The organism is Leptolyngbya iicbica LK, from assembly GCF_004212215.1.
Classification (GTDB): Bacteria; Cyanobacteriota; Cyanobacteriia; order Phormidesmidales; family Phormidesmidaceae; genus Halomicronema; species Halomicronema iicbica.
Map to the genome: position 1 here is coordinate 1,052,782 of NZ_QVFV01000001.1, position 15,207 is coordinate 1,067,988.

9 protein-coding genes are annotated in these 15,207 nt (G+C 52.4%); 3 read left to right on the plus strand and 6 right to left on the minus strand.

The features are described from left to right. The first annotated feature begins 84 nt into the window (after positions 1–84). Both DYY88_RS04480 and DYY88_RS04485 read left to right on the plus strand, forming a co-directional pair. Positions 85–1,044, plus strand: a complete 960-nt coding sequence (locus DYY88_RS04480; RefSeq protein ID WP_044151059.1) for a LysR family transcriptional regulator — start codon at positions 85–87, stop codon at positions 1,042–1,044. Then, a complete protein-coding gene (locus DYY88_RS04485) occupies positions 1,041–2,096 on the plus strand; it encodes an anthranilate phosphoribosyltransferase family protein (RefSeq protein ID WP_039725731.1) in 1,056 nt (351 codons plus the stop codon). The genes DYY88_RS04480 and DYY88_RS04485 overlap by 4 nt, the downstream gene beginning before the upstream one ends. Before the next feature lie 26 nt (positions 2,097–2,122). Here DYY88_RS04485 and DYY88_RS04490 read toward each other — a convergent pair whose 3' ends face one another. Next, a complete protein-coding gene (locus DYY88_RS04490) occupies positions 2,123–2,950 on the minus strand; it encodes a metallophosphoesterase (protein WP_201278947.1) in 828 nt (275 codons plus the stop codon). A 265-nt stretch (positions 2,951–3,215) separates the two neighbouring features. Between DYY88_RS04490 and lepB the strand changes: the two genes are divergently transcribed. Beyond that, positions 3,216–3,815: a signal peptidase I gene (gene lepB, locus DYY88_RS04495; RefSeq protein WP_039729434.1), complete on the plus strand. Its 600-nt coding sequence runs from the start codon at positions 3,216–3,218 to the stop codon at positions 3,813–3,815. Positions 3,816–4,039: 224 nt separating this feature from the next. Here lepB and DYY88_RS04500 read toward each other — a convergent pair whose 3' ends face one another. The 5 genes from DYY88_RS04500 to rpsT all read right to left on the minus strand — a co-directional run bounded on the left by DYY88_RS04500 (position 4,040) and on the right by rpsT (position 15,025). Continuing rightward, positions 4,040–8,032 (minus strand): DNA-directed RNA polymerase subunit beta', encoded by a 3,993-nt coding sequence (locus tag DYY88_RS04500; RefSeq protein WP_039725733.1) that lies wholly within the window; start codon positions 8,030–8,032, stop codon positions 4,040–4,042. A 109-nt stretch (positions 8,033–8,141) separates the two neighbouring features. Further along, a complete protein-coding gene (locus DYY88_RS04505) occupies positions 8,142–10,013 on the minus strand; it encodes a DNA-directed RNA polymerase subunit gamma (RefSeq protein WP_039725734.1) in 1,872 nt (623 codons plus the stop codon). A gap of 85 nt (positions 10,014–10,098) precedes the next feature. Next, positions 10,099–13,404 carry a DNA-directed RNA polymerase subunit beta gene (rpoB, locus tag DYY88_RS04510; protein WP_039725735.1) on the minus strand — a complete coding sequence of 1,102 codons (3,306 nt, stop codon included), beginning with the start codon at positions 13,402–13,404 and terminating at the stop codon, positions 10,099–10,101. Between the two features lie 470 nt (positions 13,405–13,874). Further along, on the minus strand, positions 13,875–14,669 hold the full coding sequence (locus tag DYY88_RS04515) for a TatD family hydrolase (RefSeq protein WP_039725736.1): 795 nt from the start codon (positions 14,667–14,669) through the stop codon (positions 13,875–13,877). A 50-nt stretch (positions 14,670–14,719) separates the two neighbouring features. After that, positions 14,720–15,025: a 30S ribosomal protein S20 gene (gene rpsT / locus DYY88_RS04520; RefSeq protein WP_039725737.1), complete on the minus strand. Its 306-nt coding sequence runs from the start codon at positions 15,023–15,025 to the stop codon at positions 14,720–14,722. Positions 15,026–15,207 lie beyond the last annotated feature (182 nt).

A 15,207-nucleotide genomic window follows, 5' to 3' on the forward strand; every position in this document is an offset into this window, starting at 1 on the left:
TGTGACGCCGTATCTGTTAACAGAGTGTATAGTCACACTCCTGACCTCACGGTCGTTAGGAGCACTGCCGCAGACTCCACTCCTATGCGCATAGAGCAACTCGAAGCATTTTTATCCGTCTCCGAAACCGGCAGCTTTCAAAAAGCGGCTCAAACTTGCGGGGTGACCCAATCGACGATTAGTCGCCAAATCCAAGCGTTAGAAGCAGAGCTCGACGCACCGCTGCTGCACCGGGGCACGCCCGTTAAGCTCACTATCGCAGGCGAGGCCCTCTTGCCCAAAGCCCGTCGCATCTGCCAAGACTGGCGGCAGGTCACCCGTGACATCGCTGATTTGATGGCGGGCAAACAGCCCGAACTCTGCATTGCCGCTATCCAATCAGTGTGTTCGCACCTGTTGCCCCCCGTTTTACAGCAGTTTTGCCAGAGCCACCCCCATGTGCAGCTCCGTGTGACGGCCCTGGGCAGCGATCGCTCCCTCAAGGTGCTGCGCGATGGCCTCGTGGATGTGGCGATCGTGATGGATAACGAGCGTCTGACCACCAGCACCGACATGAACGTGCAGCCCCTGTACGAAGAGCCCGTCGAAGTTTTGATGGCTGCAAACCATCCCCTCACCCAGTTTGACGAGGTGCCCTGGGCTGCCCTGGCAGACTATCCCCAAGTCGTTTTTAAAGATGGCTATGGGATGCAGCGCCTAGTACAAGCCCAATTTGCCGAAAGCGGCGGCGAACTACAGGCGGCACTAGAACTCAATACGTTGGATGCCTTTCGCGGTGTGGTACGTCAGGGCAACTTGACGGCACTCTTGCCCCAGTCCGCGCTCACCGAGAGTCGTCGTGACCCCACGCTAGCCATTCGCCCTACGGCGGCCCCGCAGCTCACTCGCAAAGTGGTGCTGGTTACGACCAGCGATCGCCTGCGCATCCCCATCATCCGAAATTTCTGTCAATTAGTTCAAGAGCGAGGAGCCATCTTTTTACCCCAGTCGTCGCTGACAGAGTTGATGGCGGTGGAACAGTCGTCAGTCACCGAAGTCCTATGAGTCAAGCCTTTCGCGATTTGCTGAAAAAAGTGGGCAGTGGCCAGCACACGTCGGAAGTGCTCACTCGCCAAGAAGCTGCCGAGGCCGCTCAACTCATGTTGTCAGGCGAGGCCACCCCGGCCCAAATCGGCGCATTTATGATCGCTCATCGCATCAAACGCCCCAAATCCATAGAATTAGCGGGCTTTTTGGATGCTTATGCTCAGCTCGGACCGACGCTTCAGCCCATCACAGCTGACTATCCGGCTTTAGTCTTTGGCTTGCCCTACGACGGGCGCTCGCGCACCGCTCCGGCTCAACCTTTAGTGTCACTCATGCTTGCGGCTTCTGGTTGTCCCGTGGTGCTGCACGGGGGCAACCGCATGCCCACTAAATATGGCCTGCCTCTGGTGGATATCTGGCAGGCGATCGGCATCGATTGGACGGACCTACCGCTAACCGCCATTCAAGCCATTTTCGAAGAAACTCATCTCGGCTATTTGCATCTCCCTGACCACTTTTCTGCGGCGCAAAGCCTTGTCCCCTATCGCGAAGAAATTGGCAAACGTCCTCCCCAAGCCACCTTAGAGCTGATGTGGTGTCCCTACGCGGGCGACTGTCAAGTCATCGTCGGCTACGTACATCCCCCCACCGAAGGACTTGCCCAAGGCACGTTATCTGCCATCGGTGTCCCTAACTTCACCACCGTTAAAGGGTTAGAAGGCAGCTCCGACCTTCCCCGCGCTCGCGCTGCCATCATCGGCATTCACACCCCCAGTGGGATAGAACGACTGGTGCTTCATGCCCGTGACTACGACTTAGGCACCCAGAGCGAAACCCCGTTGGAGACAGAAGCCGAATACCTGTCTACTTTGCGAGATACCCTCAACGGCAAACCCACTCATCTGCAAGCGATCGCGCTGTGGAATGGCGGATTCTATCTCTGGCACAGCGGCATTACCCCCAGTCTGAGCGAGGGCATTGCCGCCGCCCGCGAGTTGCTGCAGGGAGATCGCCTCACTCAACATATTCAAGTCATACAACAAGCGATCGCCCAGCATCGTTCTGCCTAGCCCTGACGACCTGATATTGATCAGCATCACCCTGCATGCACCAACCGCAACACCGTCAGTTCTGGCGGACAGCGCCATCGTCCCGGAAAATAGCTGCCCAAGCCCCGATTGACATACAGTTGCGTCGCGCCCACCTGATGCAGACCCGCCGACCATTGCCAATTGCGAAACAGGCGATCGCAGTCTTGTTTCAAAAACGGTACCAAGGGCCGCGCCCATTTAGGCACCACCGCACCCCAAGTCTGCAACAGGGCCGGGACTGGCCCCCAGCGCGGCAAAATCACTTGGCCACCATGGGTATGCCCCGATAGCACCACATCAGCCCGATAAGGTTGCAACATCACCACGCTGTCAGGGTTGTGCGACAACACCAGACGCGGCACCTGCTCATCCAACTGCTGAAATACGACCTCAGGGGCAAAAGCCCGGGCATAAAAGTCCGCCAATCCTACCAGGGGAAAATCTGCCCCAAACGGATACGCCACCTCATTCCATAACGGGCAAATTCCCACCGATTGCAGTCCCGCAACGACTCGCGATCGCGCCTGCGGATGATGATGGTCATGATTGCCCAAAATGGCATAGACCCCGGTGCGACTGCGCAGCTGCTTCAGATAAAGCACCAGGCCCTCAATGTCTTGGGGCTCATGGGTGATAAAGTCTCCCGTCAGCACAATTAGATCAGGCGCAATGGCATTACAGCGAGCGATCGCCTCCTGCAAAACCTTAAGCGCCAAGCTACGACCATCAAAATGAAAATCAGATAACTGCACCACAACCGTCCCCTGCAACCGCTCCGGCAAATCCGTAACGGCAACAGTGACATGTTCCGTGATTAACGGCTCAATCAGCATGGGGGGCAACAAGCGTAATCCTTCCGCACAGCGACCATTTCGCCTTCAGTATGACGCAACTGTGATCAGTTCAGTTGCCCTTCCAAAACCGTCCCGTATCTAGCTCGGCCCAATTATGGATACCTGCATTCACTTTCTCCTTTGCTTCCAGGCAGTCACCGAACCGATGCAGTCTCTTCGCAATCTAGCCACATCGAAAGACTTTTAATCGAGTATGATCGATGGGTTATTAACTACAGACATTGCAACGGACGCTGTGCCTGACATGACTGACTTTCCTCAGCCTCCGCAAAAACCGGAAACCGCCCCCGCTAAAACCGCCGAACATAAAGTCAACCCTGTGGTCGAAGGGCTTCAAACCTTGGGCCTCAGCATTGTTCTGGCCTTGGGTATTCGCACTTTTGTGGCCGAAGCCCGATACATTCCATCTGGCTCGATGGAACCGACCCTCGAAATCAATGACCGACTCGTCGTTGAGAAAATTAGCTATCACCTAAATCCGCCACAACGGGGCGACATCATTGTCTTTTGGCCCCCTGACAGCCTCTTCCCCGAAGAAGAACAGCGCAAAGATGCCTTCATTAAACGAGTCATCGGCCTACCAGGCGATACGGTAGAAGTGCGAGACGGCACGGTCTTTATTAACGGCATGCCCCTCGAAGAAGACTACATCAAAGCAGAACCCGACTACACTTGGGGGCCAGAAACGGTACCCGCCGATTCGTATTTAGTCCTCGGCGATAATCGCAACAGCAGTTTTGATAGCCACGCTTGGGAACCTGATTCCTTCGTTCCGGCCGAAAATATCATTGGTAAAGCCGTCGTGCGTTTCTGGCCCATCAGCCGCATCGGTGGTTTGAATTAATCGCGGGCAACACTGCCTCTGATCGTCACCTTCTGTCTCTAAAGTTCTGAGGACAGAAACGAAGTCACGGTCACCTTGATAACTCCAGCGAAGGTTGCGAGCAGGAATATTGCTGGCGATCTCAAACCGCCACTCACTCGGGACTCACAGACAGCGAAGACTAATCAGAAAACCCCAGCCCTCAATGAGGACTGGGGTTTATTCATATTGACTGTTCCACCCGACTAGATAATGTCGCTGTTATCGTCAATCAGCAAATTATCGTCATCCAAGATGGGATTTTGAGCTGAAGCAGAATTACCAGACTTTTCCGCATTGCCTTCACCATTGTCGGTAAAGCCAACCATCTCATCATCCTTCAGAATATTGCCGAGCCCTGAATCGAGTTGGTAATTGCGAGCCGTCTCGTCATCCAACACCACATCTCGGGCTAAAGCGTCATCAATCATTGCCCCTTCAAAGCCTGCACCCGGATCGCTATCTAAGCTAGGGGTAGGCTCTTCGTAGGCATTGAAACCCGTCCCCGCAGGAATCAAACGGCCAATAATGACGTTCTCTTTAAGGCCTCGCAACCAGTCGGACTTTCCTTCGATCGCCGCCTCGGTCAACACGCGCGTCGTCTCTTGGAAGCTCGCGGCTGAAATAAAGCTGTCGGTATTCAACGAAGCCTTCGTAATGCCCAGCAAGACTGGCGTATATTCCGCCGGTGCCCCCCCGGTAATCGCCATCGCCTCATTGACCTGCTCGATCTGATAGATTTCCATCAGTTCGCCTGGCAGCATCGTCGTGTCACCACCATCTTCAACCCGGGCCTTCGAGGTCATCTGACGCACAATCACCTCAATGTGCTTGTCAGAAATATCGACCCCTTGAGACTGATACACCGACTGCACTTCGTTCACTAAGAAGGTCTGCACCTCTTGCAGTGCTTTCATTGAGGCAACGTGGATGCCCTCGCCTTGAGATTTGTAGTACTCAAAGAAGATTTCCAAAATCTGGTGAGGATTCGCTGGCCCGTCTGTCAACGGTTCCCCAGCATTAACGTACTGGCCATCGTTAATCAACAGGTTTTGTCCCGGACTCAACGGATACTCAGTCACGACGCCATCGGCTTCCACCACTTTGACGTTGGCTGTTTCGTCATCCGTAAAGACCACCTCAGCAGTACCAGGACGCTCCACTAACACACAGGCTTCCTTCGGTTTGCGGGCCTCTAGCAACTCCTCAATCCGGGGCAAGCCCTGAATGATATCGCCCGTCTTAGCGCGCTCAAACACCAGTAGCACTAAACTGTCGCCCCGCTGTACCAGGTCGCCATCCTCGATGTGCAGCACGGCACCGGTGGAGACGCGATAGGGACGAGCCGTGCGGAGGGTGATGTAGGAGTCATTGATCTCGATCACTTGACCCGATTCTTCGAGCACAATGCCCGGAGCCACTTCATTCCCATCAACCAACAAATCACCTACGGCGACCGTCGGCTGCTGACCGTTTAATTCCAATTGCGATAAGTCATTGGAGCGCACGACCAAAATTCGGCGAATGGCTTCCATGCCCTCGCGAATCCCTCGGACTTCCCCTTCTTCTTTACACTGAATTTCCGTACGCGCTACCACGGCACCAGGTTCGATCTGCTGCCCCTCTTCGACCAGAATGCGGGTGAGGGTACTGCCTTGGGTTTGGTCGGCTACTACATCGCGACGAATGATAATCGCTTCGAGAATTACCAACTGCAAACGCATGACATCAGGGTCATTCTCGTCTGGCACTTGCTCAATGTCAGCTTCGAGATGAGAGGATTCTTCACCAATTTCCAACACGAGCTGAGTCCGCAGCAGCTCTTGCCCTTCAACTGACTTGACGCGATCACCATCTTTAAAGGAAATTCGCTGTACCGCCCGCAACCGAATATGGCAGCCCGAATCGCTCGTTGACTCCTGACTCGGCACATCCGGCTCATCCGGCACGGTATATTCTTCGACTGGACGCAGCAAAATCGCTGGTCCTTCTGGCGACTCAATAAACTCGACGTACGTCAGCGCCTCAGTTGTGAGACCTGCCATTAACTCTTCCCCAGGCGGCACAATCGTGCCGTCCCGATCCATCACTTCTTCCGGGTTGTCCACCATATGCAGGGCTCCCGGCTTCACGACGATCTCGCGAAGGATGTCGTTTTTCTGGGTGACTTCTACGACACCACTGCTCTGGCAAAAGATGTCTTTAACGACTTCAGTACCCGCGTCGACATATTGGCCGTCTTCCACCAACAGCAGCGACAAATCCTTATTGACTTCGTGGGTTTCTTCGGGAATCCACAACAGTTGGCCACCTTTAGTGACTTCGTATCCCTGCTTGCCTTTCCCTTTCTTGGCAGCTTCCACTCCGGCATACTTAATCATGCCGCCAGTGCTGGTGTGGTAGCCACTTTCTTCCATCTCCGCGACCACGCCATTATTGAGCAATTTCGTCCCAGGCGTCGCAATCAACGAAAAGCGCTGACCATTCGCCGTCTCAATAACGTAATGCTCACCGCCCTGGCCGCTTTCCATTTTGACTTCGGCTTGGTCCAGTAAGACAGAAGCCGTGATCACTTCCACTTCCCGCGCATCTTTGCCTTCAGGTACCTCAGGAATGCGCACGAGGCCACCGCGCTCACTGACCTGACGAGTTTCCGCAATCACACTACCCGGCATAATGCGATCGCCGTTCTTCACCACGGGCTCAGCGTTGGGCGGCAGGTTATACACCTCACCCGATAGCACCCAAATCAAGCCCCCCCGCTGAGCTAGGCGAGTTGTGTTGCCTTGCCGGTCAATTTTCTCTTCCTGCACCAAGCCCGCAAACTTGACCTCACCCGAGAGATCACTGTTAACGTCCTTAGTAGCCTTCTCCGTCACTTTACGAATACGACTAGAGGTCGGCATCTCCGCTATCAACTGTTCTTTGCTGACGCGATCGCCCTGCTTCACAAACAGAATTGCCCCTTGAGGCAAATTCTCTGACTGATTCTTGCCAGTATCACTTTGCACCACTAGCTTCGTGGCACTTTCCAGCACTAAAGCATCTTCGCCATGTCGAGTCCGAAACGCGCGGCTCTTAAACTTCGCAGGCAATTCAATGACCCCATCTCGCTTCGCCCGTACTTGCGGAGCCATCTCCCCCGTAAACGTACCGCCCGTGTGGAACGTCCGCATCGTCAACTGCGTACCTGGTTCCCCAATCGATTGGGCCGCGATAATTCCGACCGCTTCACCCAAATCCACCATCTCTGAATGAGCCAGACTCCAGCCATAGCAGTGCTGACACACAGAACGAGTTGCCTCACAGGTCAAACCCGACCGCACAATAACCTCTTCCACCCCCGCATCACAGAGCTCATCAGCTCGCGCTTGCGATAGCGATTCATTCCGCTGAGCGATGACCTCACCTGTCTCAGGATGCACAACATCAGCTGCCAGCACACGACCTAACAGTCGATCTGATAGCGGAATCAACACCTTCTCGCCAGCCGTCATACTCCGTAGTGGAATTCCGCGATCGGTGCCACAATCAACTTCGCGAATAATGACATCCTGCGAAACGTCCACTAAACGACGGGTCAAATACCCAGAGTCAGCTGTTCGTAGAGCAGTATCTACCAACCCTTTCCGGGCACCGTAAGAAGAAATTACATATTCAGTAACCGACAACCCCTCGCGGAAGTTAGTCCGAATCGGCTGGTCAATAATCTCGCCTTGCGGATTCGCCATCAAGCCCCGCATACCCACTAATTGACGGACCTGAGAAATATTGCCTCGAGCCCCCGAAAAGGCCATCATGTAGACCGAATTTAAAGGATTATTTTCCTTGAAATTCTTGACCACCTGATCTTTCAGCTCTTCACTAGTACCGTTCCAGGTATCAATTACTTTCTGGAATCGTTCAACTTCAGTAATTTCGCCGCGAGTATAGCGTTCCTCGGTCGTACGGATTTGTTCATCAGCAGCATCTAGCAACCCACGCTTCTCTGAGGGTACCTGTAGGTCTTCCACACTAATGGACACCCCAGCCCGAGTCGCATAATGAAATCCCAGAGTTTTCATCTGATCAGCCATCTGCGAGGTTCTGGCAGTGCCGAAATTTTCAAATGACCAAGAAATCAACTTCTTAAGTTGTTTTTTATCAATCACCCGATTGCGAAACACCATCGGAGACGTATTTGTCGACTGCTCTGCCATGTTGCCCTCTCTGACCTATTCTGGTTGACCACTATTAATTTTCGCTATCACCGCGAGGGGAGAGTTATTGTCTCAAATCTCTGCTCCCCATAACGATGTGACAATGACATCAGCTTGATAAAGCTTCATGCACCGTCTTGTTGTAAATGATTCGTCCAGCCGTCGTCTTGATGTACTGAGAAATCAAATTACCTTCGGCGTCTTCTCGCGTGCGACGTTGCGCATACAATCGGCGAACCGTGCCATCGGTTTCGGTTTTCTCTTCAACTAATTCATCCGACCCCTCAGCTTCTACCGGGCCATCAAATCGAAGCCAAACCTTAGCGTGCAAACCAATTAACCCCTGCTCAAAGGCTAGAATCGCATCTTCCATCGTGCCAAAAGTTTGGCCAGCACCCTTTTGCTCGTAAGGATTCTCCGCCGTGAGATAGTAGCAACCCAACACCATGTCTTGACTTGGCGTAATAATGGGTCGCCCGGTTGCAGGTGACAGCACGTTGTTAGAAGCCAACATTAGGAGTCTTGCTTCCGACTGGGCTTCTAACGACAACGGCACATGCACCGCCATTTGGTCACCATCAAAGTCCGCGTTAAAAGCCGGACAGACAAGAGGATGCAGCTGAATCGCTCGCCCTTCCACCAAAATCGGCTCAAATGCCTGAATTCCCAGTCGGTGCAACGTTGGAGCCCGGTTCAGTAGCACTGGGTGACTTTCAATCACCTCTTCCAGCACCTCCCAAACACTAGGATCATTGCGCTGGATCAGCTTCTTAGCCGCTTTGATGTTGTTCACCAGTCCCTGACGAATCAATCGATGAATCACAAACGGCTGAAATAGCTCGATCGCCATTTCCCGTGGTAGACCGCATTGGTGAATCTTCAATTTAGGACCCACCACGATAACCGATCGCCCTGAGTAATCGACCCTCTTACCCAAAAGGTTTTGCCGGAATCGCCCTTGCTTGCCCTCGATAATATCTGACAGAGACTTCAAGGGGCGATTATTCGCACCCACAACTGTGCGGCCCCGGCGACCATTGTCAATCAAAGCATCTACCGCTTCTTGCAGCATCCGCTTCTCATTACGCACAATAATTTCCGGTGCGAGAATTTCCTGTAATCGAGCTAGTCGGTTGTTCCGGTTAATCACCCGACGATACAAATCATTCAGGTCAGAAGTTGCAAATCGACCACCATCCAGCTGCACCATCGGCCGCAAATCCGGAGGAATGACCGGAATCGCATTGATCACCATCCACTCAGGCTTGGAACCGGTTGCGATAAAGTTATCAATCACGCGCAACCGCTTGATCAACTTAGCTCGCTTTTGCCCCTTAGAATTGGCAATATCTTCTCGCAGTTGCTCCGCTTCTTCCTCAAGCTGCAGATCCTGAAGCAGCCGCTGCAAAGCCTCTGCCCCAATGCCAACCTCAATGCCGACCAACTGAGATTCTTCGTCATACAGCTGATCTTCAATTTCAATCCACTGATCTTCAGTCAGCAGTTGCTTGTACGAGAGGTTATCAGCATTGCCCGGATCAAGCACGACGTAGGCATTGAAATAGACAATCTGCTCAACATCCTTGAGCGGCATATCTAAGAGAATCGCAATGTAACTCGGAATTCCCTTGAGATACCAAACGTGAGCAACGGGTGCCGCCAGCTTGATATAGCCCATGCGGTGACGCCGCACTCGCGACTCAGTTACCTCAACTCCACAGCGCTCACAAACAATACCCCGGTGCCGTACTCGCTTATATTTGCCGCAGTGACATTCCCAATCCTTCGCTGGGCCAAAAATTCGCTCACAGAACAAGCCATCCATTTCTGGCTTAAGTGTGCGGTAGTTAATCGTCTCTGGCTTTGTGACTTCGCCCACCACCATACCGTTAGGCAGGGTGCGTTCACCCCACTGCCGTACCCGTTCCGGAGAGGCCAATCCAATTTTGACGTAATCGAAACGCTGCTCTAGCTTTGCCATGCCCAGCCTTTTCCTTCAGATATGCGCTTAATGTTTACCGATGCAGTAATGCTAGGGCGGCTGTATGCCGCCCTAGCGGTCAAGTCTATTCCTCAGACTCTTCCATACTTTCAGACGGCGTAATCACCGATTCGTAAGTCGGACGAGAAGGCGTCCGACGACTGCTGAGATCCGCCATCAAATCAACCTCAACATCGCGACTTGTACCGTCTTCATGGGTTTCGACTTTATGAACAGCGATATCCAACCCTAGAGATTGCAGCTCTCGCATCAACACCTTGAACGATTCAGGCGTACCCGGACGCGGAATCGCTTTACCCTTGACGATCGCATTCAGAGCCTCATTGCGTCCTTGCATATCGTCTGACTTGACCGTCAACAATTCTTGCAAAGTATAAGACGCACCGTAGGCTTCCAACGCCCAGACTTCCATTTCGCCAAATCGCTGACCACCCTGCTGGGCTTTACCACCCAAGGGCTGCTGCGTCACGAGAGAGTAAGGCCCGGTCGAACGAGCATGAATCTTATCATCGACCAGATGCACCAGCTTCAACATATACGCCACCCCTACGGTGACAGGACGATCAAACGGCTCGCCGGTGCGGCCATCATAAAGCTGGATTTTGCCCGGATCATCAGGGTTATACACCCAGTCCTGACCGCTCTCTTCTCGAGCATTTTGCAACTGACCATGGGTCGTATTGCGAGACGCTTCAGGATCGTACATCTCGTCAAAAGGCGTGATTTTGAACCGGACATTCAGATTTTCCGCCGCCCAGCCCAAGAGACATTCAAAGACCTGACCGACATTCATCCGAGACGGCACCCCAAGCGGATTCAGCACAATATCGACGGGTGTGCCATCAGGCAGGTAAGGCATATCTTCCAACGGCAAAATCCGGGAAATAATGCCTTTGTTACCGTGGCGACCGGCCATCTTGTCGCCCACCTGAATCTTGCGCTTTTGAGCCACATAGACTCGCACCACCATGTTGGCCCCTGGCGGCAATTCGTCTCCCTGCTCTCGGGTAAAGACGCGCACATCAACGACCCGCCCCTTTTCACCATTAGGCACCCGCAGCGAGTTGTCCCGCACATCGCGAGCTTTTTCACCAAAGATGGCACGCAGGAGCTTTTCTTCAGGCGGCTGATCAGACTCCCCCTTGGGAGTGACTTTACCGACCAAAATATCGCCTGATTCGACCCAAGCTCCGATGCGAATAATGCCGCCCTCATCCAGTTGCCGCAGAGAATCTTCACCTACGTTAGGAATTTCGCGCGTAATCTCTTCTGGACCCAACTTGGTTTGACGTGCTTCGATCTCAAACTTTTCGACGTGAATTGACGTATAAACGTCTTCAAAGACCAAGCGTTCACTGATCAAAATTGCGTCTTCGTAGTTGTAGCCTTCCCATGGCATGTAGGAAATGATGACATTTTGCCCCAGGGCAATTTCACCACCTTCGGCAGCCGAACCGTCGGCCAAAACTTGCCCTGCTTCAACATGCATCCCTTGGAAGACCAAAGGTCGCTGATTCAAGCAGGTATCTTGGTTCGAACGCTGATATTTCTGCAAGGGATAGTTGTGCACCTTACCCTCAGCGTCTTGCACTTGAACCAGATCGGCATCAACATACACAACGTCACCAGCAGTGCGACTGACAATCACCATGCCAGAGTCGCGAGCTGCTTGGGCTTCTAGTCCAGTACCGACCAAAGGACGCTCGGGACGCAACAGCGGCACCGCTTGGCGCTGCATGTTGGAGCCCATCAAGGCGCGGTTCGCATCATCGTGCTCCAAAAAAGGAATCAACGAAGTTGCCACAGAGATAATCTGCACGGGCGAAACAGCAACATAGTCAATTTCCTCCGGCACAGTCACGGCAAAATCTTGCCGGTAGCGCACAGGAATCGCGTCGCCCAAGATGTAACCATCAGCATCGGTAGGCAGGTCACCGGCCGCCACCCGCAGATCGTCCTCTTCATCTGCAGTCATATAGACGGGCGGAATATCACGCCGCACCCGGCCATTTTCAACACGGTAGAATGGTGTCTCAATAAAGCCAAAGTCGTTGACTCGACCGTGGGTTGCTAATGAACCAATCAGGCCCGCATTCGGCCCTTCCGGTGTTTCAATCGGGCAAATCCGACCGTAGTGAGAGGGATGAATATCACGCACTGCGAAGCCCGCCCGCTCACGGGTAAGACCACCAGGCCCCAATGCACTCAAACGACGTTTGTGAGTTAACTCAGCTAGCGGATTCGTTTGATCCATAAACTGAGAAAGCTGGCTAGAACCGAAGAATTCTTTAATTGCCGCGACTAAGGGCTTGGGGTTCACCAGCGAAGCCGGAGTCAACGATTCAGCATCGGAGACGGTCATTCGCTCCCGAATAATGCGCTCCAAACGATTGAGGCCAACACGTACTTGGTTCTGCAGCAACTCACCGACTGATCGCACCCGGCGATTACCCAAGTGATCGATGTCATCGACCATGCCGATGTCGAATTCCAAGTTGATCAAGTAGTCGATCGCCGACAGAATATCGACTGGCGTCAACACTCGCGTCGTGTCGGGAATACTCAGTCGCAACTTGCGATTCAGCTTGTAGCGTCCGACTCGCCCTAAGTCGTAGCGTTTTGGGTCAAAGAAGCGGGACTCTAAAAGCTGTTGTCCCCCAGAAACTGTAGGCGGCTCACCGGGACGCAATTTGCGGTACAGCTCTAGCAGCGCTTCGTCTTCGCTAAACTGACCTTCCTTATCAATTGTCTTCTGAAAATATTCGGGATGGCGCAGCGAGTCAAAAATTTCCGCATCAGTCAGCCCCAGAGCTTTCAACAGCACTTGCGCGGATATTTTGCGCGTCTTGTCAATCCGCACCCAAACCAAGTCGTTCTTATCTGTTTCAAACTTCAGCCAAGCGCCTCGGTTTGGAATCAGATTCGCATTGTAAGTTCGGCGACCATTTTTGTCCGTATCCGCCTTGTAGTAAACACCTGGACTGCGGACGATCTGATTGACAATCACTCGCTCAGCACCGTTGATAATGAAGGTGCCGCGATCGGTCATCAACGGCAAGTCGCCAATAAAGACTTCCTGCTCTTTGATTTCACCCGTCTCCTTATTTATGAGACGAGTGGGCACGTACATTTGCACACCATAGGTAGCATCACGACGCTTAGCCTCGTCTACCATGTATTTGGGGCTCTTGAGCTTATAGTCTTTGCCCACAAAATGGAGCTCTAACTTGCCCGTGTAGTCGGTGATGGGTGAGAAGCTGTCTAGTTCTTCGATCAGCCCCTCCTCCAAAAACCAGCGAAAGCTTGATCGCTGGATTTCAACTAGGTCAGGCAGAGTGAAGTTAGGTGCCGTGGCGATTTGTTCGGTCATGCGTCTCCTCAGGCGGAAAAACCCTACAGTTTCTACAGTAAAGTCGCTATCTGCTTCACTCCTCCTGATCAATTAGGAACAGAGTAGAAGCCCAACGAATCTCAAAGCTGATAATTGGCGGTCGGTTGCGTCAAAGGGGCGAAGATATTTTCAATAAAATTCCAAACACTAAATCTTGATCCCATTTGGGGTAGAGTGATGAGCCGAGATGGCAGAGAACATGACAAACATGGTTAAGCAGCAAATCACTTAAGACAGATGAGCCATCGAGTTCACAAGCGGGCATAACAGAAAAACCCTACAACTTCAACACCTCGGCCCGCTAGTTTTACACACTTCAAACAAGCTTAGCAAAAAAGAGCCCACCTACAGTCATTTGTCAACACCTATTTCATTAAGAACACGCTTGCCTTACTCCATCGTTTGACCATCTATGACTCCCCAGTGGGCAGGTAATAGTCACGACGGAGTCACAAGGTTACGCACGACGGCAGCTTGAACAGCAGTCGTGCATTTCGAGTCGTCTGTTCTGCCAGCCTTTCCAAAGACTCATGGCGGAGTGCTGCGAGGTAACTAGCGACGTGGAAAACATTTGCAGGCTGGTTACGACGCTCTTTGCGTTTAGGTACAGGCGTCAAGAATGGACAGTCTGTCTCCACGAGAAGACGATTAGCAGGCACCATGACCGCTGATGCCTTGACTTGATGAGCATTTTTAAAGGTCACGATACCGCTAAAACTCACATAAAACCCAAGGTCTAAAAACTGCTGGGTTTCATCAGGAGTTCCAGCCCAACAGTGCATAACGCCATTCACAGCACCCACCTCATCGTGAAAGGTCTGGATCAATTCAGCTGTTCGCTGGGCGGCATCTCGACAGTGGATGATGACCGGCAGATCTAGACGATGGGCAATCTCAAGTTGCGTCCAAAAGGCCTGCTCTTGGATCTCTCGATCCTTTGCCTTGTAAAAATCAAGCCCAGTTTCGCCGATGGCCACAACTCGCTTATCTGAGTTTGCCAGCGATTCAATGGTCGCAGCAATCGTCGGAGACCATTTATCCATATCCAATGGATGTAAGCCGATTGCGAGGGATACCTCGGGAAAGCGATCAGCGATCGCTTGCATGTCAGCAAACTCACTGGGTTCAACGCAAGAATGCACTAATTGAGTAACACCTTGAGCGCGCCAGGCAGCCGCAACCGCGTCCAAGTCTGGACTAAAATCAGCAAAGTTAATGTGAACGTGAGTGTCAATTAACTGCATCGTGCAGTCATCATCTCCTCTAACAGCAATGCTTCGGCGTCCCTTTCAAGCTATGAGGCAACGGCGCCTTGAGTCTCGACAGTCTTCAACGCTTTACTCAAACGGGCCTTACGACGAGCACCAGCGTTGCGATGATAAACACCCCGCTTAACCGCTTTATCAATCTGACTAAAGGCTTCAGATAGTGCTGATTGAGCGGCTTCTAAGGTTGTCGAATTTGGCTCAGCAATGTAAGCGTCTAACGCCACGAAATAGCGCTTAGACAGCGTTTTCACCGCCGAGCGATAAGACTTATTACGCAATCGGTTACGTTCAGATACCTGGATGCGTTTAATTGCAGACTTGATATTTGCCACAGCTTGCCCAACTTCAACTAATCAACTGAACAGAAGAAATATAATAACATCAAATTCTCAACGCCGGATAATCGATGTGCGGATAGCCAAACAAAACCACGCTAAGCTATTAGGGCAGGTGAATTTTTCGCTTGCTTTGCTGAGGTTTGCTGGGATTACGTCTCACGCGATTTTGGCAGTAT

Bases quoted from the DNA above. Each gene is read 5' to 3' on its own strand.
- DYY88_RS04490 (WP_201278947.1), bottom strand. From the start codon at position 2,950: ATGCTGATTGAGCCGTTAATCACGGAACATGTCACTGTTGCCGTTACG.
- DYY88_RS04515 (WP_039725736.1), bottom strand. From the start codon at position 14,669: ATGCAGTTAATTGACACTCACGTTCACATTAACTTTGCTGATTTTAGT.
- DYY88_RS04500 (WP_039725733.1), bottom strand. From the start codon at position 8,032: ATGGCAGAGCAGTCGACAAATACGTCTCCGATGGTGTTTCGCAATCGG.
- DYY88_RS04505 (WP_039725734.1), bottom strand. From the start codon at position 10,013: ATGGCAAAGCTAGAGCAGCGTTTCGATTACGTCAAAATTGGATTGGCC.
- DYY88_RS04485 (WP_039725731.1), top strand. From the start codon at position 1,041: ATGAGTCAAGCCTTTCGCGATTTGCTGAAAAAAGTGGGCAGTGGCCAG.
- rpoB (WP_039725735.1), bottom strand. From the start codon at position 13,404: ATGACCGAACAAATCGCCACGGCACCTAACTTCACTCTGCCTGACCTA.
- DYY88_RS04480 (WP_044151059.1), top strand. From the start codon at position 85: ATGCGCATAGAGCAACTCGAAGCATTTTTATCCGTCTCCGAAACCGGC.
- lepB (WP_039729434.1), top strand. From the start codon at position 3,216: ATGACTGACTTTCCTCAGCCTCCGCAAAAACCGGAAACCGCCCCCGCT.